General features: G+C 69.4%; 17 protein-coding genes. 13 read left to right on the top strand and 4 right to left on the bottom strand.

All coding sequences use genetic code 11. The features are described from left to right. The first annotated feature begins 262 nt into the window (after window positions 1-262). Genes ACOJUJ_RS24050 through ACOJUJ_RS24040 form a run of 3 tightly spaced genes read left to right on the top strand, consistent with a single transcriptional unit; the run spans window position 263 to window position 4811 of the window. On the top strand, window positions 263-2446 hold the full coding sequence (locus tag ACOJUJ_RS24050; protein ID WP_420129465.1) for a peptidase domain-containing ABC transporter: 2184 nt from the start codon (window positions 263-265) through the stop codon (window positions 2444-2446). A 2-nt stretch (window positions 2447-2448) separates the two neighbouring features. After that, window positions 2449-3681, top strand: coding sequence for an HlyD family secretion protein (locus ACOJUJ_RS24045; RefSeq protein WP_420129464.1), 1233 nt, complete (start codon window positions 2449-2451; stop codon window positions 3679-3681). After that, complete coding sequence (locus tag ACOJUJ_RS24040) at window positions 3678-4811, top strand: S8 family peptidase (RefSeq protein ID WP_420129463.1); 1134 nt, start codon at window positions 3678-3680, stop codon at window positions 4809-4811. Before ACOJUJ_RS24045 ends, ACOJUJ_RS24040 begins: the two co-directional genes overlap by 4 nt. A gap of 286 nt (window positions 4812-5097) precedes the next feature. Here the strand turns inward: ACOJUJ_RS24040 and ACOJUJ_RS24035 are convergent, their stop codons facing one another. Together ACOJUJ_RS24035 and ACOJUJ_RS24030 are read right to left on the bottom strand one after the other, a co-directional pair. After that, entirely contained in the window at window positions 5098-5964 is an 867-nt protein-coding gene (locus ACOJUJ_RS24035) for a L,D-transpeptidase (protein WP_420129462.1), read from the bottom strand. A 52-nt stretch (window positions 5965-6016) separates the two neighbouring features. Then, the gene (locus tag ACOJUJ_RS24030; protein WP_420129461.1) at window positions 6017-6724 is read right to left on the bottom strand and encodes a hypothetical protein; all 708 of its coding nucleotides are present in this window, start codon (window positions 6722-6724) and stop codon (window positions 6017-6019) included. A 208-nt stretch (window positions 6725-6932) separates the two neighbouring features. Between ACOJUJ_RS24030 and ACOJUJ_RS24025 the strand changes: the two genes are divergently transcribed. From ACOJUJ_RS24025 to ACOJUJ_RS24000, 6 genes are all read left to right on the top strand, one after another. Beyond that, the gene (locus ACOJUJ_RS24025) at window positions 6933-7310 is read left to right on the top strand and encodes a DUF423 domain-containing protein (RefSeq protein WP_420129460.1); all 378 of its coding nucleotides are present in this window, start codon (window positions 6933-6935) and stop codon (window positions 7308-7310) included. Between the two features lie 173 nt (window positions 7311-7483). Next, window positions 7484-8455: a hypothetical protein gene (locus ACOJUJ_RS24020; RefSeq protein WP_420129459.1), complete on the top strand. Its 972-nt coding sequence runs from the start codon at window positions 7484-7486 to the stop codon at window positions 8453-8455. 85 nt (window positions 8456-8540) lie between these two features. After that, complete coding sequence (locus ACOJUJ_RS24015; RefSeq protein ID WP_420129458.1) at window positions 8541-9221, top strand: uracil-DNA glycosylase; 681 nt, start codon at window positions 8541-8543, stop codon at window positions 9219-9221. A gap of 400 nt (window positions 9222-9621) precedes the next feature. Next, window positions 9622-9906 carry a hypothetical protein gene (locus ACOJUJ_RS24010; protein WP_420129457.1) on the top strand — a complete coding sequence of 95 codons (285 nt, stop codon included), beginning with the start codon at window positions 9622-9624 and terminating at the stop codon, window positions 9904-9906. Between the two features lie 163 nt (window positions 9907-10069). Then, the gene (locus tag ACOJUJ_RS24005) at window positions 10070-10729 is read left to right on the top strand and encodes a DUF1906 domain-containing protein (RefSeq protein WP_420129456.1); all 660 of its coding nucleotides are present in this window, start codon (window positions 10070-10072) and stop codon (window positions 10727-10729) included. A 441-nt stretch (window positions 10730-11170) separates the two neighbouring features. Further along, window positions 11171-12253, top strand: coding sequence for a serine/threonine-protein kinase (locus ACOJUJ_RS24000; RefSeq protein WP_420129455.1), 1083 nt, complete (start codon window positions 11171-11173; stop codon window positions 12251-12253). Between the two features lie 277 nt (window positions 12254-12530). Here ACOJUJ_RS24000 and ACOJUJ_RS23995 read toward each other — a convergent pair whose 3' ends face one another. Then, on the bottom strand, window positions 12531-15188 hold the full coding sequence (locus tag ACOJUJ_RS23995) for a DUF5916 domain-containing protein (RefSeq protein ID WP_420129454.1): 2658 nt from the start codon (window positions 15186-15188) through the stop codon (window positions 12531-12533). Between the two features lie 632 nt (window positions 15189-15820). Further along, window positions 15821-17620 carry an ABC transporter ATP-binding protein gene (locus ACOJUJ_RS23990; protein ID WP_420129453.1) on the bottom strand — a complete coding sequence of 600 codons (1800 nt, stop codon included), beginning with the start codon at window positions 17618-17620 and terminating at the stop codon, window positions 15821-15823. A gap of 884 nt (window positions 17621-18504) precedes the next feature. On the opposite strand from ACOJUJ_RS23990, the gene ACOJUJ_RS23985 reads away from it, so the two are divergent. The 4 genes from ACOJUJ_RS23985 to ACOJUJ_RS23970 form a co-directional block, all read left to right on the top strand. Beyond that, window positions 18505-19677, top strand: a complete 1173-nt coding sequence (locus ACOJUJ_RS23985) for a branched-chain amino acid ABC transporter substrate-binding protein (RefSeq protein ID WP_420129452.1) — start codon at window positions 18505-18507, stop codon at window positions 19675-19677. Then, complete coding sequence (locus ACOJUJ_RS23980) at window positions 19674-21407, top strand: methyl-accepting chemotaxis protein (protein ID WP_420129451.1); 1734 nt, start codon at window positions 19674-19676, stop codon at window positions 21405-21407. The genes ACOJUJ_RS23985 and ACOJUJ_RS23980 overlap by 4 nt, the downstream gene beginning before the upstream one ends. A gap of 373 nt (window positions 21408-21780) precedes the next feature. Then, the gene (locus ACOJUJ_RS23975) at window positions 21781-22152 is read left to right on the top strand and encodes a hypothetical protein (RefSeq protein WP_420129450.1); all 372 of its coding nucleotides are present in this window, start codon (window positions 21781-21783) and stop codon (window positions 22150-22152) included. A 105-nt stretch (window positions 22153-22257) separates the two neighbouring features. Next, a partial coding sequence (locus ACOJUJ_RS23970) for an AAA family ATPase (RefSeq protein ID WP_420129449.1) occupies window positions 22258-24112 on the top strand: 1855 nt, incomplete at its 3' end.

The following is a 24112-nucleotide window of genomic DNA, read 5'->3' as shown; positions in this document are numbered from 1 at the left end:
ACGCACCCACCGCTCCCATGGGACCGCCGTGCGCACATAGTTGACACCGCGCCGCACGGTACCGGTTCCCCACTCCGGTGTATGACCAGGCGCTGAGCGGGAACGCCCCGGGCTAGGCGGGACGCGGCGCGTCGATTATCTTTAGTGGCTGGCGGGAAAAGCGACTGCGCGCGATCGGCGCGCGGATGCCCCGCCGGCACCCACCACGAGATCCGCGGACCGACGTCCGCGCGTCCGGCTTTCGAGGCGGTTCTAACCTTCCATGCCCCCAAAACCCACCGCAGAGATCCCGCCGCTTCGCGAAGCGTTCCAGCAGTTCATGCGGCTGCTGCGCGTCATCCGTCCCTACTGGGGTCCCCTGGCCAAGGGAATGATCCTGGGGCTGGTGCTGGGGCTGTTCGGCATGGCCACGCCCTACATTTCCAAGCTGCTGATCGATGAAGTCTACCCCACCCGCAACGTGACGCTCATGCACGTGCTGGTGGGCGGCATGTTCGCGTTCTCCATCGCCATGACGGTGATGGGCGGCATTCGCGGCTACTTTACCAGCTACACCACCTCGCACCTCAGCAACGCCACCGGCCTCCTCTTCTTCAACCACCTGCAGCACCTGCGCTCGCGCTTCTTTGACGAGCACCGCGTGGGCGAGATCATGAGCCGGTTTGGCGACGTGCGCAGCTCGCTGGCAAGCGTCAGCAAGGTGTTCGAGACGCTGTTCGTGAACGGCGTGTACCTGTTCCTGGTTCCGCCCTTTCTGTTCCTGCTGCAGTGGAAGCTGGCCATCGTCTCGCTGATCACCATTCCGGCCACGGTGGTGCTGACGACGGTTTCCGCGCGCATCATGCGCAAGTACTGGAAAAAGAGCGCCGAGGCGTACGCCGACCTGGGCGCGTTCCAGGTCGAGGTGCTCAGCCACATCCGCTCGCTCAAGACGCTGGCGCGCGAGCACTACGTGTACGACCGCGCCAGCACGCAGATGAAGGCCGCGCTGAACGTGCAGCTCAAGGCCGGCGGATACAGCCAGATCTTCAACGGGCTCAACGGCTTCATCCGCGCGGCCGGCACCGCGCTGTACACCTGGTACGCGTGGCGGCTGCTGATCGCGGGCGAAATGTCGCTGGGCGACTACATCGCCTTCAGCGCGTACATCGGCTACCTGTACAACCCGCTGGCGCAGATCACCGGCCTGTTCAGCGACTTCCAGCAGTCGGCGGTAAACCTGGGGCGCATGTTCGAGTACCTGGACTCGCCCACCGAGCAGGACCCCTCCACGGCGTACGACCCGGTCCCGCCCATCAAGACCGTGCTGGACGGCGACATCCGCATGCGCGACGTGTCGTTCGGCTACTCGGCCGACAAGCTTATCCTCAGCGGCGTGAACCTGCACTTTCCGCTGGGGATGATCACCTCCGTGGTGGGCCACAGCGGCGTGGGCAAAAGCTCGCTGCTGCGCCTGATCACGCGGATGGAGGAGCCGGTGGAGGGGCAGGTGTTCTTCGACGGCACTCCCGGCACCGCCGTAAGCCTGCCGGACCTGCGGCGGCAGATCTCGGTGGTGTGGCAGGAGTTCGCCCTCATGCAGGGCACCATCTGGGACAACCTTACGATGGGCTCCGACAACCCCACCCGCGCCGCGGTGGACGAAGCCGTGCGCCTGTGCCGGCTGGAGGAGCTGATCAAGAGCCTTCCCGAGGGGTACGACACCCCCGTGGGCGAGTGGGGCTCCACCCTTTCGGGCGGGCAGCGGCAGCGGCTGGCGCTGGCCCGTGCCTTCATCCGCGACACGCCCATCCTGCTGCTTGACGAGGCCACGTCCAACATCGACATGGCCACCGAGTCGGAGATCCTGCGCGACCTGTTCATCCGGCTCAAGGGCAAGACCATCATCTTTGTCACCCACCGCGTGCAGACGGCCGCGCTGGCGGACCTGATCATCGTGATGGAGACCGGCAACGTCACCGCCTCGGGAACGCACGACGAGCTGCTGCGCGACTCCGAGGCCTATCGCCAGCTGCTGGGTGGCGGCGAAGGAGCGCTGGATGACGGACGGCGGCTTCGCGCGGTGGGACCGTTCGGGCCGGGAAGGCCGGGCGGTCCGGGGGGACCCGGCGGGCCTGGCGGGCCGGGGAGGCCGGGCGGGATGGGGGGACCGGGCGGGCCAGGGGGTCCGGGAGGTCCTGGCGGTCCGTGGGGTCCAGGCGGCCCCAGGGGTCCGGGTGGCGGTCCGGGGGGTCCCGGCGGTCCGGGTCCGCGGGGTCCGGGTGGTGGTCCGGGGGGTCCGGGCGGCCCGGGACCGCGGGGTCCGGGTGGCGGCCCCAGGGGTCCGGGAGGTCCCGGCGGTCCGTGGGGGCCGGGCGGTCCGGGCGGACCTGACGGACCGTGGGATCCGGGCGGGCCGGGCGGTCCGGGGGAGCGAGTGCCCGTTGGAAACGTGAACGATCCATGAACATGAGCCAGGAAAAAGCCACCGCGCCCAGCGCCGCCACCGCGCCCACCGCCGTCATCCCCCTTCGCCTGCCGCACCTGGGCGACGAGGGGCAGCCGGGCGGCCGCTTCGTAAAGCGCGCCGTCACGTGGGTCCTGGGGATCATCGGGCTGGTGCTGCTGGCGGCCGTGGTGGTTTCCCTGCTGGTGTCGATGGACGTGACCGTAAAGTCGGCGGGGGTGCTGGAGCCGGTGAACGTGTGGCCGATCCGCGCGCAGGCCGCCGGCCCCGTCAGCGAGGTGCTGGTGCAGAGCGGCGACACCGTCAAGGCGGGCGACGTGGTTCTGCGCCTGGACGCGCTGGCGCTGGAGACGCAGCTGGCGCAGCTGGAGGCGCAGCACAGCGCCGCCCGCATCGAGCGCGACCGCTCGCAGGCCGGCACGCCGCTGGAGCGCCGGCAGTCGCAGGAGCGCCGCGACGCCGCGCAGGCCCGCCTTACCCGGGCGCGCGCCATCCTGATGCAGCGGATGGTGGAGCACGGCTTTGGCACCAACACCGACTCGCTGCTCTCCACCTGGCGCCCGGGCGCGCACGTCATGCTGGACCAGGCCGTCGGCGACGTGCGCGCCGCCGAGGCCGACCTGCGCCTGAACAGCACCGAAACCGACATGCTGTCGCTGCGCGGCTTCGACGAGCGCCGGTCCGACACCGAGATGGCGCGGCTGCAGGCGCAGATCCGCGAGGTGCGCGAGCGCATCACCCGGGCGACCATCACCGCCCCCAGCGACGGCGTGGTGCTCACCGAGCAGCTGGAGCACCTTCCCGGCGCGTACGTGCGCGAGGGCGAGACGCTGCTGGAGGTGGGTGAGCTGGGTGAGTGGCGGGTGACCATGCTGGTCCCCGAGGGCGACGTTCACAAGATCAAGGTGGGCGACCGGGTGCGGCTGGAGGTGCAGGCGTTCGGGCAGCGCGACCGGCGGCAGCTGGAGGGGCGCGTGTCGCACGTGTCGGCCGAGCCCTTCGGCTCGCCGGGCGGCGGCGGCGACGCCTCCGGGGGGACGGTGGGCGCCGCGCGCACCACCACGGCGCCCGGGCTTTTCCGCGTGGTGGCGTCGCTGGACCGCGGCCAGGTGCAGCGCGAGGAGCTGGACCGCTTTCGCCGCGGCTACAGCGTGCAGGCCAACGTGGTCACCCGGTCCGGCCGCATCGCCGGGCTGGTGTGGGACAACATCCTGAAAAAGCTGGACCGCAAGTGATCCAGGTGGCAAAGGTGCAGGCGCCGGAGGCAGCGCCGCCGGAATGGGTGCGGGACGAGCTGGGCGGCGCCACGGGGAGCGGAGTCCGCGTGGCGGTGCTGGACAGCGGCTGGGACCGTTCGATCGGCGACGCGCGGGTGCTTCCCGGCGTGGGCTTCGTGGATCCGGACGACGACTTTGCCCTGGCGCGCAACGACGACGACCAGGACGTGCTGGGCCACGGCACCGCCTGCGCCGACGTGATCCTGGGCGTGGCGCCGGACGCGCGCATCGTCCCGGTAAAGGTGTTCGGCAACAAGCTTGAAACCTCGCCGGGAACGCTGGAGACGGCGCTGCACTGGGCCATCGAAGCCGGCGTGCAGGTGATCAACGTAAGCCTGGGCACGCGGCTGGAGGGCACGCTTCACCCGCTGTACCGCGCCTGCGAGCGGGCGCGGCAGGCGGGGATCATCGTCGTGGCGGCCGGGCACAACGCCAACGACTGGAGCTACCCCGCCATCTTCGAGAACGTGATCGGCGTCTCGGCGGCGCGGTTCGATTCTCCGTACCACTTCCACTACCGGCCTGAGCACGCCATGGAGTGCGTGGGCTGGGGCGTGGACCGTCCGGTGCTGTGGGTGGGTGGCGAACGCGTGCTGCGCCACGGCACCAGCTTCGCGGCGCCCGGCGTGGCCGGCATCGTCTCCCTGATCCTGGAGCGCCACCCCGGCGCCAGGCTTGAGGACGTCCGCGAGATGCTGGCCCGCTTCGCCCTTCCCGGCGGCGAGGACGCCGCGCCTGACTTCGCTCCCCCGCCCCAGCCCGCCACGGCCAAAAAGCCGCGGAAGCGTGCCGCGGCCCCCGCCAAGTCCGCGTCGAAGTCGCGCAAGCAGCCGGCGACAGCGTCGGATTCGGCGGCTCCCGCTAAGTCTGCGGCGAAGTCGCGGAACCAGACGGCTACGGCGTCGGATTCGGTCGCTCCCATCAAGTCTGCCTCGAAGTCGAAGAAGCAGGCGGCGACGGCGTCGGATTCGGTCGCTTCCGTCAAGTCTGCCTCGAAGTCGAAGAAGCAGGCAGCGACGGCGGACTCGGCGCCCGCCAAGTCTGCGGCGAAGTCGCGGAAGCAGCCGTCAAGCAGCGAGCGCGGCTGACTTTCGGAGCGAGGTTTGAGAGGCTCGGGGTTGCGAAAGAGGTGAGGCGCGGCAGGGGGCCATCCGCATTTTTTTGAAGAGGCATGCGGACGCCTCGGAAGGTTGCCGAAGCCCGCCTCAGCCGGCGGACTGCACCACCTGATGCGCGTCTTTTGGGATGCAGGAATGCGCACGGGGGAGTGAGGCTCATCCGGCTCCTGATGAACAGAGACGAAGCCCCGTCCGGCGGATGCCGGACGGGGCTTCTGGCGTTGCAGCCGCGGGAGGTCCGGCGGAGTCGGCCGGGTCAGTAGATGTAGACCACCGTGCCGACGGGCACGTTGCGGTACATCCACAGGATGTCTTCCTTGTGCATCCGGATGCAGCCGTGGCTGGCCGCGCTTCCGATGGACGCCGGGTTGTCCGTCCCGTGAAAGTAGTACCCGTCGTACATCTCCAGCTTGGCCACGCCCAGCACGCCCTTGTGCGCGCGCTGCGGGCTGCCCCAGGGCGGAATGATGACCGTGTTGCCGCTCACCGGCACCCGCCCCGCGGGGTATCCGGCCAGCGCGCCCGGCGACGCGTTGCTCATGTCGCGGATGCCCATCCCCCGGTTGCGCGCGTACTCGATGTAGTGCCAGTTGGGCGGAACCCAGACCGGATCCAGCTCCTTGTGGGTGATGGCCATGCGCCCGCGCGGCGTGATGAACCGCTTGGTGGTGCCGCCCATCACCAGCGTCTTGCCGCTCCCCACCGCCACCGACGCCTTGTACAGCGTGTCGTCGCCGCGCAGGTACAGCATGCGGCGCTCGGCCAGGCTCACCACGATGTAGGGGGTGTTGCGCGGCGCCAGCTCTTCTTCCTTGGCCGCCAGCTCCTTCTCTCGCGCGGCGACCTGCGCCACCCGCTCCGCTTCCTTCTGCCGCAGGAACTCCAGGGAACGTGTGTCCTTGAGGTACGTCATCTCCGTCACCCGGCGGGTGAGCCGCTCGTTCACGGCCCACGCCGAGGTGGCGACGAACAGGCCCGCGGCCACCAGCACCGTCAGCATCATCAGCAGCGACGTGCCGCGGTAGTCGTGGTAGATGCGGCGCACGCGTCCCCTGGGCGTGTAGTCGCGCCGCTCGGGGATGTCGTCCGGCCTGCGCGGCCTCAACGGCTGCTTTTCGTCCATCGGTCCTCCTTCCGGCCCCGCGTGCCGCGCGACCGCTCAGATGTTCACCGGTTCAGTAGATGTAGACCGGCGTTTCCTCACCCACCGCGTCAAAGATCGCCGCCAGGTCGCCCCCGCGGGCCATGAACGCGCCCGGCTTGACCACGTCCTTCAGCGGCCCCGACGACGGCTGGCTGTAGATTTCCGTCCCGTCGTCCAGGCGGATTACGTAGGTGCCCAGGCCGCCGCGGATCCTTCGCTCCGCCTCGGCCGGCACCGGCTGGCCCCGGCCGATGTACACCCATTCCGGCACGGTGTAAGTGGGCGTGTTCTGCAGGTCCGCGATCTTGCGCTCGCCCACCGGCCGCACCAGCCGCCAGGTGCGCCCGTCCGGCGCGCGCACCGTGCTGTCGGCGCCAATGGTCAGCCTGGCGCGGCGCAGCGTGGCCCGCCCCTGCCGCAGCTCCAGCACCGAGTCTTCCAGCACGATGGCCAGGTGCCGCTTGCGCGTTTCGAGCGAGCGGATGCGCATGTCGCGGCGCAGCACCGCCACCGCCAGCTGTGTGCGCTTTTCCTGCGCCTGCAGCAGAGAGTCGCGCGTGGCGCGCTGCGCGGCCGTAAGCTGGCTGTTGAAGTGCTGCGTCTCGGCGCGGTAGCGGGGCACCCGCGTGGCGACCGCCGCGGCCCCGGCAATGAACAGCGCCGCCAGCGCCAGCGTGCCCCAGAAGAACACCGGGTGCTCCCGGCGCAGGCCTCGCCGTGGGGATCCTGGATCGCTCATCCTGCCGTCATCCGGTTCGTCGTGGGAAAACTGGACCCTCGCCAGGTAGCAAATGACGTTCCATCTGTTTCTTACCCCCGCTTCCGCAAGAACTTACGCGCTCCAGCCTACCCCGTCCACGCAGTTCCCGGCCGCCGACGGTAGCGGAGCGGAGGGCGCGACCGCATGTTGTGCAGGATAACGACGGCGACGACGGATGGGGAGACGCATGCATCGAACGTTCTGGACGCTGGGATGCGTCCTTGGATTTCTGGCCGTGGCGGCGGGCGCGTTTGGCGCGCACGCGCTACGGGCCAGGCTGGGCCCGGAGATGCTGGCCGTGTGGGAAACGGCGGCGCGCTACCAGATGTACCACGCGCTGGCGCTTCTCGCCGTGGCGATGGCGGCCGCGCGCTGGCCCGCGGGCGGGTGGACGGCGGCGGGATGGCTGTTCACCGCCGGCATCGCCATCTTCTGCGGCAGCCTGTACCTGCTGGCGTTTACCGGCACCCGCTGGCTGGGCGCCATCACGCCGCTGGGCGGGCTGTGCTTTCTGGCCGGATGGGCCGCGCTGGCGCTGGCCGGGCGTGCCGCCGTGTCACCCTGACGGGACGCACCGTCGCCGGGGGGAGACAGAAAAACGGCGCGGAAGCGTCCCCGCGGCACTCCCGCAACTGGTTGCGGTGCTTTAACTTGGTTCAGGGACGGCTGCGCGGCTCGCGATGTGCCCCTGCCACAGGAGCGAAACGATCCCGCTCCACCTTATCTTTACGAGGCCCCATGTACATGCGTGTCCTCCTTGTCGCGGCCCTGGCCGCCGCCGCCGGTGCCTGCGCACACGCCCCGCGCGGCGGGGCCGACGCTCCGCTGGCCGCCCGTCTGAACGTTTCCGCGTCCGGCATGGACGTGGGTCTGAGCGACGAGGCCAACGTTGCCGTGTTCGCCGTCACGCCCGGGCAGGGCGTGGCGCTGGTGTATCCGGAGCCGCACGAGCGCTCCAGCTTTGTGGCCGGCTGGAACACCCTGGACTTTGGCGACAACCGGGCGGCGGGAAGCCCGTTGTCCATGGCCCAGTTCACGTCGCGCAGCGCGTCCACCATCCTGGTGCTGGTGGCGTCGCGCCAGCCGCTGAACCTGCGCCGCTTCGCCTCTGGCGTGTCGCTGCAGCGTGCCATGGGCGACGCCGTGTTCCGCGCCAACGACGCGGACGAGGTGCTGGCGGGGATTGCGCGGCTCACGGTGACGGGCGTGGAGGAAGGCGACTGGGCGATGGACGTGACCGCCGTTCCCGTCGTCCGCACCAGCACCGGTTACGCGATGGCGAACGAGGGGCGCTTTCCCTTCGAGAACCCGTACGTGGTGGTGCAGTGCGGCGCGTTCACCCCGGGCGGCGCCACCGTGCTGGTGCACGTGGAGTTTGCCGCGTACGCCTGCACGCCTCCGGAAAGGGCCGTCGAAACCGACAGCGCCTCGACGGGCGACGGGCAGAGCGCGAGCGCCAGCCGCCTGGCCGTCACGCGCCGCGTCTTCGAGCCCGCCAACGCGGCGGCGCGCGAGACGGCGCGGAGCTTCCGCGGCAGCCGCGCCGAGCAGGCGCGCGAGGCGCTGGAGCGTACGTCCAGCGGACGCGAGTCGCACGGTGGCGGGCAGAGCGGGGCAACGCGAGGCCACGAGTCCACGGGTCCCGGGGGGGCAGGCCATGATGCCGGACGCACCCGCGCGGACGGCAGCGGCGGATCCCGGAACCCCTGACGCGGCGCGGGTTCCCCGCCACGCAACACGCGACCCCCGGCACGGTGCCGGGGGTCGCGCGCATTCAGCCGGTGCAGTGGAGTGGATGGAGATGAAGGTGTTGATGGACGAGGTGACCGCCTGCCGCAGGTGCCCGCGCCTGGTGGAGTGGCGCGAGCGGGTAGGGGTGGAGAAGCGGCGTGCGTACCGCGAGGAGGAGTACTGGGCGCGGCCGGTGCCGGCGTTTGGCGATCCGGCGGCGCGATTGATGGTGCTGGGGCTGGCTCCGGCCGCCCACGGCGCCAACCGCACCGGCCGCATGTTCACCGGCGACCGCAGCGGCGACTTTCTCTACGCGGCCATGCACCGCGCCGGCTTTGCCTCGCAGCCCACCTCCACGCACCGCGCGGACGGGCTGCAGGTGCGCGACGCGTGGGTAACCGCCGCGGTAAAGTGTGCCCCGCCCGACAACAAGCCCCTGCCGGACGAGCGCGACGCCTGCGCCTGCTTCATCCGCCAGGAACTGGCGCTGATGCCAAGCCTGCGCGCCATCCTGTGCCTGGGCGGCTTTGCGTACGAGGCGGCGGTGCGCATCCTCCGCGGCGCCGGCTACGCCCTTCCGCATCCCCTGCCAAAGTTCGGGCACGGCGTGCTGGTGCCGGTGGAGAACGGGCCCACGCTGGTGCTTTCGTATCACCCCTCGCAGCAGAACACCTTCACCGGCCGCCTGACCCCCGGCATGCTGGACGACATCTTCGCCGCCGTGCGCCGGGTGATCGACGGCTGATTCCGAATCTGGAAACGCAACACCCGGGATACAGCGGAACAGCGCCAGAAAGAGGAGCGGAAACCAGCCAGCATCATCATTCATCCCTCTCTGTCTTCAACCGAATCCCGCTGTTGATTGTGCACCCAAGCCCAATCCAATCATCGAAAAGACCTGTCTCACACGGGGTCAACGGGGTCAACGGTAAAGATCAAAACCGTTGACTCCGTTGACCCCGTGTGAGATGGCCGGTTCTGGCATTACCCTGCTCCTCTGCGGACGCATGTGCTCTTTCAGGATCTGGTGTGATCCGGTTCCGCCGCGGCCGTGTAACGAGCGGCGGGGCACTTGGCACACACAGCGCCCCTCACTATCTTTATCGGACGTTTCGTATATCGACTTCCATCCGTGAGGAGGTGCCATGAAAAAGCTCAGGCTGACGGTCGACGATCTTGCCGTGGAATCGTTCCAGACGGCGTCCGCGGAGTCGCTGCGCGGAACGGTTCGTGGACACGACGATTCCACGGACTGCTCGTACGGATCGCCCATGTACACGGGGTGTGACCTGTCCTGCGAGTTTGCGTGCGACGGCTCCGGCGACTGCACGCCCACCTGCCCCAGGACCTCGGGCGGGGGTGGCGGCACGCACGACGTGACCTGCTACCCCGACAGCGGCTGCGACCTGTCCTGCGAGTTCGCCTGCTGATCCGGAACACGCACGGTGACGAACGCCTCCGGACGGTCCGGGGGCGTTCGTCCGTTCATGCCTCCCATTCGGACGCAACGGTCCCGTGCGCGCCTTGTGGGCCACCGGTGCGCAACGTAGCGTAGAGTACCATCCACCATCCCCCATCCAAGGAACCCCGATCATGCTGTCCGGAACCGCGCAGGCCGCCCCCGCGGGCGTAAAGGGCTTCGACGCAAACGTCACGATCACCCCGGCGCAGGCGGATGCGTTCTGGGACGCCGGGTTCCGCTTTGCCATCCGCTACGTGGGCCGCACGCAGATGGCCTCGCACGACCTGGCGGCGGACGAGGCGGCCATGCTGCTTGCCAGGGGATTCGGGGTGATGCCGGTGCAGCACGTGCTGGGCGGGGAGTGGATGGCCACGGGTGACCTGGGTACGGAGTACGGCGCCAACGCGGCGCGGTTTTGCCAGGAGATCGGCTTTCCGCCGGGGGTGAACGTGTGGCTGGACCTGGAGAGCGTAAGCACGCAGGCCGCCACCGCCGACGTGAGCGCGTACTGCCACAACTGGTATTCGCAGGTGGCCGCGGCCGGGTACGTGCCGGGCGTCTACATCGGATGGCAGCCGGGGCTCACCGGGCAGCAGCTGTACGACCTTCCGTTCAGCCACTACTGGGCCGCGTACAACGTCGACGGCGTCTCCACGCCGCACCCGCGCGGCTATCAGCTGGTGCAGTCCAGCGGCTCCGGCTACGTGGGCTCGCTGGGCACCGACGTCTACGACGTCGACACCACCCACGTGGATGCCGAAGGCGGCCAGGTGCTCTGGCTGAAGCAGTAGCCCCGGTGCGGCCCGCGACGGCGGCGGCGAAGTGCGTGGTGAATCCGCCGAATCCAGGCCGATGGGCTTGAAAGATCAGACCTCACACAGAGTCAACAGGGTCAACAGAGTTTTCTCGTGCCAGTTCCCCTGTCCCTGTGCCGCATTCCAGGTGCTGGGGGAAGCGGTTCGTAAAACTCTGTTGACTCTGCTAACTCTGTGTGAGGCATTCTTTTAAAACTCCGCCCCACACGAGAAGCCCGGAAGAAGCGGCACGAGAAAACTCCGTTCACTCGGTTGACTCCGTGTGAGGCATTCTTTTCAGGGACGTACGAACGCGCATGGGAAAGTCGACGCGCGAAGTGGTTGGGGTACGGCCGTTGCGTAGGCAGAATCAGCGATTTTCCCCGATTGGGTCCGCGGGACGGCACTGCGTTCCGCAACTTGTTCAAAGACATTCCGATGGCAGCAGCGGCGGTCGCGCGTGCACGGTACCAGGGGCTGGCGGCGGCGCGCAGGTGGACGCACGACCCGGTGCGCCCGCGGGAAAAGTTTTCCCTGGGCGTGGGCGACCGCCTGGGCGAGCTCACCATCATTGGCCACCTGGCGTGCGGGCGCATGTCGGAGCTGTACCAGGTGTGGAGCAACCGCCACTGGTGCGCGCTCACGGGCAAGGTGCTGCGCCCGGAGTTCCTGGAGAACGGCGTGGCCCCCGTCGCCTTTCGCCGCGAGGCCGAGGTGCTGGAAAAGCTGCGGCACCCCAACATCGTGCGCCTGTTCGGGTCCAAGGAAGAAGAGGGCCGGCCGTACATCCTGATGGAGTACCTGGCCGGCCCGTCGCTCTTCGACGTGCTGGAGGGGCTTCCCAAGCGCCGCCTGCACACGCCCGACGCCATCCGCGCCATCATGCACGTGGGCGCGGCCATTCACTACCTGCACCGCTGCGGATACCTGTACCGCGACCTGAAGCCCGGCAACATCCACCTGCGCGAAGGGGTGCCGGTGCTGCTGGACTTTGACGTGGTGCGCGAGATCGAGCCGGTGCGCCGCCCCGCCGACCGCCTGGGGACGGCGCCGTACATGGCGCCCGAGCAGGTGCTCAAGGAGCCGCTTACCCCCGCCACCGACGTGTACGGCCTGGGCGCGCTGCTGTACGAGCTGCTTACCGGCAAGTGGGCGCACGAGGAGCCGGCGGAAGAGGACGAGGAGGAGTGGAACGACTGGGATGACGAGGACGAGGACGACGAGCCGGTGGCGCGGGTGGTGGAGCGCACCGCCACCCCCGACCGCGAGCTGACCACGCGCGAGCTGGAGCAGCGCTATCCGCAGATCAAGATGCCGCCCGTTCCGCCGCGGGCCCATTTGTCCGGCATGCCGCGCGACCTGGAAGCCGTGATCCTGCGCGCGATGCAGACGGACCCGGGCGAGCGGTACCAGACGGTTTCGGGGATGCTCGCCGCGCTGGCTCCCATGCTCAAAGGCCGCTACCGCATGTGGCCCGAGAACGCTCCCGTCGAGCGCCGCGCGGACACCGAATCGCGGTAGGGCGAAAGAAGGATCACGCGGAGGCGCGGAGGAAAAGAAGAGGCGCGGATAAATCCATCATTCGCGCCTCCCTTCATTTCTCCGCGCCTCCGCGCCCTCCGCGTGACAGCCGGGGTTTTCTCGGTTTGGGCTTCAAACAAAACGCGCACCGCGGCAATCAGCCACGGTGCGCGTTTGCATCCATCATCATCCCCGAGTGCTCATCCGGCGGCTCGAGAGATCATCCAGCGCACTCCCGTACTTTCGTACTCCCGCACTTTCGTACTTCCGTACTCCCTCAGGGATTCAGCCAGTAGCTCACCTTCAGCACCAGCACGTTGTCAGGCTGGGCGTCGAACAGCGCGCGGCGGTCGCGGCTCATGCTGAAGTCTCCTACGTACGGCGCGTAGTCGCTGCGATCCTGCTGCCACGCCAGGTACAGGGTGCTTCCCGGCCGCCACTCCCAGCGCAGCACGGCGTTCCCCCGCAAGCTGCGCAGGTTGAAGTCGCGGTTGGCGACGAAGAAGCGCGGCTGCCCCTCGCCCACGCCCTGCGGATACACGTAGTAGCCGCCCTCGACAGTCTCCAGGTCGCCCACGTCCTCGCCGTACACGTCGAAGTCGTAGGTGCGCGGCCTGGCCAGCTCCGCGGGGGTGCCGTAGTCGGCGCTGGACAGGAACGGCTGCGCGTACACCTGCAGCGACAGGTCGGTGGTGAACGTCACGTTCAGGCGCGTCTCCAGCGACAGCGTGGTCTGCTCCAGCTCCGACAGCACGTAGCGCCGGCCAAAGGTGTTCACCGCCGCCGCGTCGGCGGTCGACATGATGTACTGCGCGCCCACCCGGCTGCGCTCGTAGAGGGGGGTGATCGACAGGTTCCAGCGGGGCGAAGGCTTCAGCTGCAGCTGCGCACCCATCAGCATCGTCGACCCGCCTTCGTCATCGCGGGTGACCAGGCCCTGCAGCAGCCCCATCACCGCCTTGCGGTCGTCGGACCCTACGGTGGCGTCCATCCGAAACACGCCCGGCCGCCGCGCCAGGGGCCCGCCCCAGGTGAGCTTGTCGTCCACCGAGCCGGGGAGCGTGGTGCCCACCGTGACCTCGGCGAACCAGAAGTTCAGGAACTGGCCAAAGCTGGTGAGCGAGAAGTTGTTGTAGATGTGGTCGCCGTCGTAGTTCCACTCGCCGCGGGCGTAGCCGTTGAACTGGTAGTTGCGGAACGTCTTGCCGGGCCGGTTCTCCACGTACGACAGCGTGCCCTGCAGGTCCGCGCGGTTGGCGCGGTACTGAAAGCCCATGTCGTTCACGTCGTAGCCCGGCGTGGTGGTGCCCACCAGCAGCGCGGGGCGCCAGTGGCGGCCGGGACGGTACGAAAGCTGGAACTCCGTCGACACGCCGCTCAGCGAGGTGCGCAAGCTGTCGAAGCGCACCTCGTCCTGGTCCGGCCGCTGAAAGTAGTGGAACGACTGCACCAGCTGCGTGCGGGCGATGGCCCGGCGGTCGCCGCGGATGTGGCTGCCGGAGACGAAGCCCCGCAGCTGCCACTCGCGGTTCTTCCACTGGTGGCGAAAGTCCACCCCGCCGTTGTACGCGGCGCCGTGCAGCCGGTTGCGCAGCGCATCCTCGTCCAGGTCGCGGTTGAGCGCGGTGAACATGCCGCCCACCACCGTCTGCCCGCCGCGCAGCTCGCGGCGCAGGCGACCCACGAAGTAGTTGCTCAGGGGCTCCACCGCCTGGCGTCCGCGCAGCGAATCGCCCTCGGCACCGATGTCGATGAAGCGCGCCTCCTCACGCCCGGTCACCGCGTTCAGCAGCCCCACCGACCACCCGTCGCGCGTGCGGCCCGAGATCTTGGCCGCGCCCAGGATGCGGGTTTCGATCGGCACGTCGGCCAAGGTGTAGCCCACCGGCACCTGCGGCGTACGGCCGATGCGGCGCGAGTAGAAGGCGGTGTTGCCGCCCCCCGCGCCAAAGTTGAAGATGTCGGCGCCCTCCACGAAGAACGGGCGCCGCTCCTGAAAGCGGGTCTCGATCGCCGACAGGTTCACCTCCGCCGGATCCACCTCCACCTGCCCGAAGTCGGGGTTGATGGTGGCGTCCAGCGTAAGGTCCGAGGTAAGCCGGTACTTGAGGTCGGCGCCGACGGAGGGGGAGTACTCGCGGTCCTCGCGGAACGGGTTGTCGCCGCGCTCCACGTGCTCGGCCTTGACCACGGTGTACGGCAGCACCTCCAGCCGCTTGCCGGTGCGCACGTTCGCCAGCCCCTCCAGGTGCCCAAAGCGGGGGATGCCGCCCGGCTGCGTGGCGGGGGTAAAGGCGAGCACGGCAAACTCGCCCTTGCGGGCGATCTGGCGTTCCACCTGGATTCCCCACGTCTGCGAGGCGGCCGTGTTGAAGCGCAGCTGGCTGAAGGGGATGCGCATCTCCGCCGTCCACCCGCCGCTGTCCACGCTGGTTTCGCCCACCCACACCGGATCCCACGAGTCGTCCTCGCCCGTTTCTTCGCTGCGCGTCTGGTCGCGCCGCACACCCGACGGGTTCAGCTCGAAGCCGAAGGCGGTGCGGTGGTCGTGGTAGCTGTCCAGGATGACGGTAAGCCAGTCCGACGCCTCCATGCTCATGTCGCGCCGCCCCAGCCGCGTGGTCACGGGGGCGGAATCGTGCAGGCGCACGCCCACGTACAGCGCCTCGTCGTCGTACAGCACGCGCACCTCGGTGCGCTCGGAGACGGGCCGGCCCTCGGCGGGCTCCAGCTGGGTGAGCTGCGTGGCAGGGGTGGTGGCGCCCCACGCCGCGTCGTCCAGGCGGCCGTCCACGCGCACGGCGCCCGTGGCGCGCACCGCGGAGATCGAAGGCGCGCCGGCGTGCGGATCGCCACCCGCGGGCGCGGGCGTGCCCTGCGCCAGCACCGTCGCGGGAAGGGCGGCCAGCAGAAGGCCGAGGGCTGCGTAACGCATGGAAGAGGCTGCGTTCAGAGGAAAAATACGAAAGGGCGGACCTCGGAGAGGACCGCACCGGAGAGAGACCGAGGTAGACGAGCGACAAATCGCCAGATGCTTCTGACCCGTATCGTATAAAGATGGTCTAAAAAGGCGAGGGGATCAAGGTGCGAGAAGCTGCCTCCACAGGGTGTCGCAGATGGTGCGTCAATGGTTACGGCGTCGACGCGGAGGGGGGCTCTCACCCGGCTCGTTCCTCGCCTGCCCTCTCCCACAAACTGAGTGGGAGAGGGGATCAACGTCACACCGTGTCGCGGGGTGCCGCGGACGGGCCGGCGCAGGCCCCCTCCGGGCCGGCACCACCGGCCCACCTCCCCCGAAACTGCCGGGGAAGGTTGCGGTGTGAGGCAGCCTTTGGAGCGCTTCGGAGAGTTGGAGGCGAGATGGTGGGCCGCCCCCCTCCCCGGCCCTCCCCCGCAAACTGCGCGGGGGAGGGAGGTGCGACGCACCTTTCGCAGCGGGATCGAAGTTCTCCCCTCTCCGTGAGGAACGAACGGGGAGGGGCCGGGGAGGGGCACCCCGCGGACGCAGTTCAACGCCTCCCTCACACCCTCACACCCTCACACCCTCACACCCTCACACCCTCACACCTACGCCGCGTCCGCCGAAACCGCCCCGCTGCGGACGAACTGAAGCTCGTGCAGCCGCGCGTACAGGCCGCCGCGGCGCAGCAGCTCGCCGTGCGTGCCGCGCTCGCGAATCTCGCCGTGGTGCAGCACCAGGATCTGGTCCGCGCTCTGTACGGTGGACAGCCGGTGCGCGATCACCAGCGAGGTACGGCCGCGCATCAGCTCCGTCAGCGCCTGCTCGATGTGCGCTTCCAGCTCCGAGTCCACCGAGCTGGTCGCCTCGTCCAGCACCAGCACCAGCGGGTCAAACGCCAGGGCACGCGCAAAGCTCACCAGCTGCCGCTCGCCCACCGAGAGCGAGGTGCCGCGCTCGCCCAGTGGCTGCGCATATCCGCCGGGAAGCCGCGCGATGAACGGCTCCGCGCCTACCCGACGCGCCGCCTCGCGCACCCGCTCGTCCGGGATGTCCGTCTCTCCCAGGCGGATGTTGGAGGCCACGTCCTCGCTGAACAGAAACACGTCCTGCAGCACCAGGCTCACCCGGCTGCGCAGCTCCGGAACGGGGACGCGGCGGATCGGCACGCCGTCGAACAGAACCTCTCCCCTGGTGGCGTCATAGAAGCGCATGAGCAGGGAGATGATCGTGCTCTTGCCCGCCCCCGTCGCGCCGACGATGGCCACGCGCTCCCCCGGCCGCGCGACAAAGCTGACGCCCTTGAGCACCCACTCGTCCTCGTCGCCGTAGCGGAACCAGACGTCGCGGAACTCGATCTCGCCGCGCCCCGGCGCCGGCAGGTGCAGCGGCTCCGGATCGTCCAGCACCTCCGGCTGCGTGTCCAGCAGCTCGAAGATGCGCTCCGAGGCGGCCATGGCCCCCTGCAGGATGTTGTACTTTTCCGACAGGTCCTGGATGGGCCGGAAAAAGCGGCGCGTGTACTGAAGGAACGCCGCCACCACGCCCACCGTCATCGTCCCCTGCAGCGTCTCGCCGCCGCCGTACCACAGGATGAGCGCCAGGGCGACGGCGGTGAGCACCTCGATGACGGGAAAGAAGAGCGCGTAGTAGGTGATGGAGCGCAGGTGCGCTTCCAGGTGGTCCGCGTTCACCTGCTTGAAGCGCGCGAACACCGGCGCCTCGCGGCCAAACAGCTGGACGACGCGAATGCCGCTGACGTGCTCCTGCGTGAACGCGTTGATCCGCGCCAGCCGCACGCGGATGTCGCGGTAGGCGCGGCGGATGAGGCCGCGGAAAAAGAAGGTGGCCAGCGCGACGAACGGCAGCGTGGTGAACGTCACCAGCGCCAGCCGCCAGTCCAGCTGCACCATCATCCCCACGATGAAGAGCAGCGTGAACACGTCGCCAAAGATGGTGACCAGCCCCGACGAGAACGCCTCGTTCAGCTGCTCCACGTCGTTGGTCACCCGCGTCATCAGCCGCCCGACGGGGTTCCGATCGAAGTACCGCAGCGACAGCCGCTGCAGGTGCGCGAAAATCTCGCCCCGCAGATCGAACATCACGCGCTGCCCCAGCCACGCGGTCAGCAGGGTGTGCGCGTACTCGGCCAGAAAGGCGAGCACCAGCGAGCCCATGTACAGGGCCACCAGCGTGCCCAGCAGCCCCACGTCACGGTTGGGGAGCGCGCGGTCAAGCGCCACCTTGGTGAGGTACGGGCCCGCCAGCTCCAGCGCCGCCGCGGCAAACAGCAGGAACAGCGAAACGGCCACCTGCAGCTTGTAGGGGGCCAGGTAGCCGACCAGCCGGCGCAGCAACCGCGCGTCGGGCTTGGCGTCGAGCTCGTCCTCGTGCTCGTGCGCGCTCACGCGCACCCGCCCGCGCGCGTACGCGCAGAACGACGGTAATAGAGATCAGCCTGCATGCGCCCGAACGTAGCGGCGGCGCGGCGGACGGGCAACGGAGGCCCAGCGGGGCGTTCCGCTGCTTGCGGCTCTGAGACCAGCCACGAGCAGCAGCGAGTAGATTTCTGCAGTCGGCGCCACGGTTCTGTTCATTGGGGATCCAATCCGGTGATCTCCGGTTGAGGACGCGCCGGTGCATGCGACGCCGCACACGGTCCGCCGCCGAGCCCACGAAGGTGGACTTTGTGCAGTTGTAGCACGGATTCATTATTCGCTCCTGCAGGCAGACGGCACGGTACCAGTCCAGATCCTCAATGAGCATCATTCGCCTCTCCGCCCCTCGCGCCGAAGCCATCTCCCCGGTATTGCGGACTTCACCAGATCGCGCATCGGGTGATGCATTCCGCTGGCTGCGGTGGCGCTCCGGCAGGGATGGGTGCCGTATCCATCCTTCTCAAAAAGATGCGGATGGCCCCCTGCCGCGCTTCTTTCCCTCTGCCGTTGCCGATGCTTCACCAGACGCGAGCCGCGGAGCAAGGGGCGCGGATCCCGCCGCCACGTGCAATGGTGGATGACGCGACCGGCAGACGTCTCGTCATGGGACGCACCGCTTTGCCTCACATGGAGTTAGCGGCATGGGCGAGAATCCGCACTCTGTTGACTCTGTTCACTCTGCGTGGGGCCCATCGTCTTCAGCTCAAGATAAATCCAGCCACGATGCGCCATATCGACCCTGGCACTGTCGCAGTTTCGCGGAAGGTGCGTCGTTGACAACCTCTTAGCCCGCGCCTAGCTTGGGCTCCTCCCCGCGTTTCCTGCTCCACCGCAGCGCGTCCCCCGGTCAACGCATGACGTTCGCCGCCTTCTCAGGCAGGCCGCCGCGCCGCGCGCGCGCCGCAGTCCTGGCCCTTTGCGCATCCGTGCTGGCCGTGGCCGCCTGCGCCACGGCGGGCGGCGGAGGGAACGACCTGGTGCTGGGGCTGGCGGTGCCGCTGACCGACGGCGCGGGACAGCCCGACGTGTACGGCGTGCGCTCGCGGATGGGCGCCCAGCTGGCCGTGGACGAGTTGAACGCCGGCAACCTGTTCGGCGGGCGCACGCTGGCCCTGCGCATCGTGGACGACAAGGGCGATCCGGCCACCGCCATCGCCGTCGCCGACTCGCTGGTGCAGGACCGCAGCGTGCTGGCCGTGGTGGGCCACGTCTACTCCGGCACCACCATCCAGGCCGCGCAAAAGTACCAGGGCCACCTTCCCGCCGTCGCGACCAGCGCCACCAGCCCCGAGATCAGCAAGCTTGGGGAGTGGATCTTTCGCGTGGCGAGCAGCGACTCCGCCAACGCCGTGGCCCTGGCGCGCGCCGCCAACGGGATGGGGCGGCGCATCGCCGTCCTGTATTCAAACGACGACTACGGCCAGGGGCTCGCCCGCAACTTTGCCAGCGCCCTGCGCGCGGCGGGGGGCGGCGTGGCCGCCATGGACCCGTTTCTGGACGATACCGACGACTTTCGCCCCTACCTGCGGCGGATGCAGAGCCGCGGCGTGGACCTGGTCTTTGTAGCCGGACTGCAGGATCCGGCGGCGCGGGCCATCGCGCAGGCGCAGGAGGTGGGGCTGGCCGCGCGCTTTCTGGGCGGCGACGGCATCGAAGGGCTGGCCGCGATGGGGGCACGCTACGACGGCACGGCCGTGGGCGTGCTGTTTCACGGGCAGATGTCCGATTCGGCGCGCGCCTTTGTGCAGCGGTACCGGGCGCGCTACAAGGAAGACCCCGACTCGCAGGCGGCGCTGGCGTACGACGCGGTGCGGCTGCTGGCGCGGGCGCTTCAGCAGGGGCACCGCGACCCCGCTTCCATCCGCGGCTGGCTGGAGGGGGTGGGCGCGCGGGAGGGCGGCTCGCCCGCCTTTGAAGGGGTGGCGGGGAGCGTGGCATTCGACCAGAACGGAGATCCGGTGAACAAGCGGTTCACATTGGGCGTCATTCGGGGCGGCGGCATCGTGCTGCCGGAGGCGGGGCGATGAGCGCGGCGTGGAGCGTGCCCGGCGGCGGCACCTTCGACACCCTGCGCAACCGCCTGCGCGCGGGCGCGGCCATCATCGTGCTGCTGGTGCTGATCGGCGCCGCGGTGGCGGTGTGGAGCCTGAACCGCATCTCGCGCGACACCGAAAAGCGCCTTTCGGACCTGCGCACCAGCAGCGAGATCGGCACGCAGCTGGAGTCGCTCATCCTGAACCAGATCGCGGCGGGCGAGCGCTACCTGGTCACCCCCGACGCGCAGTTCCAGCACCAGTACGCCGAGTACGGCCGCCGCGCCCACGAGCAGCGGCGCCGGTACAAGGACCTGGAGGACCTGACCACCGCGGAGCAGCAGAAGATCACGGCGGTGGAGCAGTCCCACCAGCGCATCGAGGTGGAGTACGCGCTGGCCCACGCGCAGGTGGACGTGGGCGACCGCGAGGGCGCCCTGCGCCGCGTGGCCGCGGTGCGCCCCCAGACGCTGCAGCTGGAAGAGTCCATCCGGGAGATCGGCGCCACGCAGGCGGAAAAGGTGTCCGCCGCCGCCGCGCAGATGGGCCGCGAAACGCGGCGGTTCGAGGTGCTGCTGCTGCTGGTGGCGCTGGTGGCCGCGGGCGTCACGGCGGGCCTCATCTACATCGCCCAGCGCTTCTGGATCCAGCGCCCGCTGGACGCCCTGGCCGTGAGCGCGCAGTCGCTGGGCGCCGGCGACCTGCGCCAGCGGGTGAACGGCGACCAGGGGGCGATGACGCGCGAGTTCTCTGCCCTCTCGTCCACCTTCGACCAGATGGCCGGGCAGCTGCGCACCATCGTGGGCGAGACGGTGGGGACGGCCGAGCGCATCAGCAACTTTGCCTCGGACCTGTCCAGCATCTCCGAAGAGGTGGCGGCGTCCAGCGGCGAGGTGGCCACGGCCATGGTGGGGATCGCCAGCGGCGCCGAAAGCCAGTCGCACGGGCTGCTGGCCACCCGCGAGGCGCTGGAGGAGATGGGGCACCGGTCCACCGAGATCGTCAACTCCTCGCAGATGGTGAGCTCGCTTTCGCAGCAGATTCACCTGGTGGCCGCGCAGAGCCGCGCCGAGGTGGGCTCGGCGCTGCAAAGGCTGCTGGAGATTCGCGAGGTGGTGACGGACAGCGCGGCGCGGGTCACGGAGCTGGAGCAGGCGTCCATCCAGATCGACCGCTTTGTGGAGACCATCACCGCCATCGCGCGGCAGACCAACCTGCTGGCGCTGAACGCGGCCATCGAGGCGGCGCGCGCGGGCGAGCACGGGCGCGGCTTCGCGGTGGTGGCCGAAGAGGTGCGCAAGCTGGCGGAAGGCTCCGCGCGCGCCGCCAACGAGGTGGCGCAGAACGTGTCCGGCATCCGCACCCGCATCAGCGACGTGGTGCAGACCATGTCGCGCGGGACGGAAAAGGTGCAGGACGTGGAAGAGGTGTCGCGCGGCGCCGACAGCGCGCTGGAGCAGATCCTGGCCGCGGTGGACGGCGTGCGCATGGCCGCCGACCAGGTGGAGGAGGCCGCCGCCCGCAACGCCGCGGCCATGGAAGGCGTGGAGGCCGCGCTGGCCGAGGTGTCCGGCACGTCGGAATCCCACGCCGCCAGCGCCGAGGAGGTGAGCGCCGCCGCCGAGGAGCAGAGCGCCGCCACGCAGGAGATGTCCGCCAGCAGCGCCGAGCTGCTGCACGCCGCCGAGCGCATGCGGGAGCTGGTGAGCGGGTTTCAGACGTAAGGGGGTACGAGGGTACGAGGGTACGAGGGTACGAGGGTACGAGGGTACGAGGGTACGAGGGTACGAGGGTACGAGGGTACGAGGGTACGAGGGTACGAGGGTACGAGAGTACGAGAGTACGAGAGTACGAGAGTACGTTGCAGGCGATGTGATGAGGCCCGCTCCCCGGTGTGGGGGCGGGCCTCTTTGCGTCGGGCGGGTGTGGAGGGTTGGGGCCGCTCGGGGCGCCTCGGGGGCGGCTAAAGCCGCGGCTCGAAAGGCCATAAGCCCCGTCTCGGCTCGTTGCACTCGCCGAACGGGGCTTCACCTGCTTGAACCCGAGAGTTTGTTGTTTCGAAGAGCGCCACGCCGAACCATCCGCATCACCACACCGGTGCGCGACGACGAATCTACTCTCCGACGGCTCGAAGACGTCGCCGCGCCCCCGAACGGGCGGCTGCAGTCCGCGAAGGCCGTCTTCGTGAACTTCCAGCCGCGGTTTCCAACCGCCGGGGCGGAGCCGACAGACCACCCCGGCTGCGGACGCGCCGTCGCCTGGGACGCCGCACACCGCCGGGCCGCCGAGTCCGCGCAGGCGGCGCGCAGGCGGACTTTGTGTAGTTGTTGCAGCGAATTGATTCGCCCTTGCAACGCGGCGCGGTCCCATCCGGCCGTGATCGCGACGGGATCTCGCCTGCCTTCTCTATCTTCTTCCGTTCCGATACGTAACGCGGATGTCACCTATCTGGCGCACTTCTCGCTCTGAAGTTGAGCAAAAGGCGCGGATCAGCACGCCTTTTCGGCACACGACGGCCAGGCCCCCGCGGCAGGCGCAGCGCGCTTCGCGGGGCGGCCGGACGACCCCGACGCGATGCTCAAGACGGTAGCGCTGCGCTTTGGCGCGGATGAGGACGATACGCCGCTGCGGTTCACGCCCGGGCCCATGACCGTGTTCGTGGGGCCCAACAACTCGGGCAAGAGCCTGGCCCTGCGCGAGATCGAGGACTTCATCGAGACGGGCGGCGAGTCCATTCGCCACATCGTCAAGCGGCTGGAGCTGCTGCTGCCTCCCGCCGCCGCCATCGAGGAGATGATCGTCTCCCGCGCCACCGGCGAGGGCGAGGAGCTGCTGGGCGACGTGGTGCGGGTGATGCGCCTGCGCTCCCCGGGCGGCTACTCGCGCCGCCGCGCCACCGACACGGCCGAGCCCGTGGTGGAGCAGGAGATCGACCTCCCCGCCCTGCTGGCCGCCGCAGAGCATGCGGCGCATCCGACCGAAGAGGAGCTGGAGCGCATCTGCCGCGACCTGCTGGGGCTGTTCACCCTGCGGCTGGACGGGCAGACGCGGCTGGCGCTCACGCAGATGCAGCCTGCCGGCGACCTGGAATCGCACCCCACCAACCACCTGGGCGCGCTGTACCGCGACGACGAGGCCCGCGCGCGCATCCGCGAGATCACGGCGGACGCGTTCGGGCTGTACTTCGTGCTGGACCCCACGGAGGGCACGCACTTTCGTGTGCGCATGGCTGAGCGCGCGCCCATGGACGACGACGAGGAGCAGTCCATCAGCGACCGCTCGCGCGCGTTCCACGGCCGCGCCGAGGACATCGACCACATGAGCGACGGAATCCGCGCGTTCACGGGCCTCACGGCGGCCGTGCTCAGCGCCGACTACCGCATCATGCTGGTGGACGAGCCCGAGGCGTTCCTGCATCCGCCCCTCATCCGCAAGCTGGGCAAGCGGCTCACGCAGCTGGCGGCCGAGCGCGGAGCCAACCTGCTGGCCGCCACGCACTCGCCCGACTTCGTGATGGGGTGCATCACCAGCGGGCAGGCCATCAACATCGTCCGGCTCACCTACCGCAAGGGCATTCCCGGCGCGCGGCTGCTGCCCTCGGGCAAGCTGGTGACGATGATGCGTGACCCGCTGCTGCGCTCCACGGGCGTGCTGGGCGCGCTGTTCCACGAGGGCGCCGTGGTGTGCGAGGCCGACGCCGACCGCGTGTTCTACGCCGAGGTCAACGAGCGGCTGCTGGCGCACCGGGCGGGCGGCGCGGACGGCGTGGTGTTCCTGAACGCGCAGAACAAGCAGACGGTGCGGCGCATCACCCGTCCCCTGCGCGAGATGGGGCTGCCGGCCGCCGCGGTGCTGGACCTGGACCTGCTCAAGGGGCGCGAGGACTTTCGCGACCTGCTGCAGTCCGCGTTCGTGCCGCAGGTGTTCTGGGAGCCGTGGGAGGAGCAGCGCCGCCGCCTGCATCAGCAGATCAACACGGCCGACTACAAGGCAGGCGGCATCTATCGGCTGGGCGGCGAGGCGCGCGAGATCGCCGACCGGCTGTTGGGGCTGCTGGCGGAGTACGGCGTGTTCCTGGTGCCCAACGGCGAGCTGGAGTGCTGGCTGCCGGAGCTGGAGGTGGGCGGGCACGGGCCGGAGTGGCTCACGCAGGTGTTCACCAAGATGGGCACGGACCCGTCCGACGCCGCGTACAAAAAGCCCACGCAGGGCGGTGTGTGGCGCTTTATCCAGAACGTGGCGCGATGGATCGCGGACCCGTTTCGAAAGGGGATGCGCTCCGAATCCGTCCCCCTGGACCACCTGCTGGCCCCGCCCGAGCGCGAGGACGTGTCCGAGCCGACGTCCGAGGCCGTGCCCAACCCGGATCCCGAAGCCGAGCCGGAAGCCGCGCAGCCGGCGGCGGGCGGGGGGGAGTGCGGAAGTGCGG

Source organism: Longimicrobium sp. (assembly GCF_048594345.1).
Classification (GTDB): Bacteria; Gemmatimonadota; Gemmatimonadetes; order Longimicrobiales; family Longimicrobiaceae; genus Longimicrobium.
Note: the sequence above shows the minus strand (reverse complement) of the source record. Positions and strands in the feature narration are given on the sequence as shown.

Excerpts from the sequence above, each read along its gene's own strand:
- ACOJUJ_RS24050 (WP_420129465.1), top strand. The coding sequence starts at position 263 with ATGCCCCCAAAACCCACCGCAGAGATCCCGCCGCTTCGCGAAGCGTTC.
- ACOJUJ_RS24030 (WP_420129461.1), bottom strand. The coding sequence starts at position 6,724 with ATGAGCGATCCAGGATCCCCACGGCGAGGCCTGCGCCGGGAGCACCCG.
- ACOJUJ_RS24045 (WP_420129464.1), top strand. The coding sequence starts at position 2,449 with ATGAGCCAGGAAAAAGCCACCGCGCCCAGCGCCGCCACCGCGCCCACC.
- ACOJUJ_RS24000 (WP_420129455.1), top strand. The coding sequence starts at position 11,171 with ATGGCAGCAGCGGCGGTCGCGCGTGCACGGTACCAGGGGCTGGCGGCG.
- ACOJUJ_RS23995 (WP_420129454.1), bottom strand. The coding sequence starts at position 15,188 with ATGCGTTACGCAGCCCTCGGCCTTCTGCTGGCCGCCCTTCCCGCGACG.
- ACOJUJ_RS24020 (WP_420129459.1), top strand. The coding sequence starts at position 7,484 with ATGTACATGCGTGTCCTCCTTGTCGCGGCCCTGGCCGCCGCCGCCGGT.
- ACOJUJ_RS24005 (WP_420129456.1), top strand. The coding sequence starts at position 10,070 with ATGCTGTCCGGAACCGCGCAGGCCGCCCCCGCGGGCGTAAAGGGCTTC.
- ACOJUJ_RS24015 (WP_420129458.1), top strand. The coding sequence starts at position 8,541 with ATGGAGATGAAGGTGTTGATGGACGAGGTGACCGCCTGCCGCAGGTGC.
- ACOJUJ_RS24025 (WP_420129460.1), top strand. The coding sequence starts at position 6,933 with ATGCATCGAACGTTCTGGACGCTGGGATGCGTCCTTGGATTTCTGGCC.
- ACOJUJ_RS23985 (WP_420129452.1), top strand. The coding sequence starts at position 18,505 with ATGACGTTCGCCGCCTTCTCAGGCAGGCCGCCGCGCCGCGCGCGCGCC.
- ACOJUJ_RS24035 (WP_420129462.1), bottom strand. The coding sequence starts at position 5,964 with ATGGACGAAAAGCAGCCGTTGAGGCCGCGCAGGCCGGACGACATCCCC.
- ACOJUJ_RS23980 (WP_420129451.1), top strand. The coding sequence starts at position 19,674 with ATGAGCGCGGCGTGGAGCGTGCCCGGCGGCGGCACCTTCGACACCCTG.
- ACOJUJ_RS24010 (WP_420129457.1), top strand. The coding sequence starts at position 9,622 with ATGAAAAAGCTCAGGCTGACGGTCGACGATCTTGCCGTGGAATCGTTC.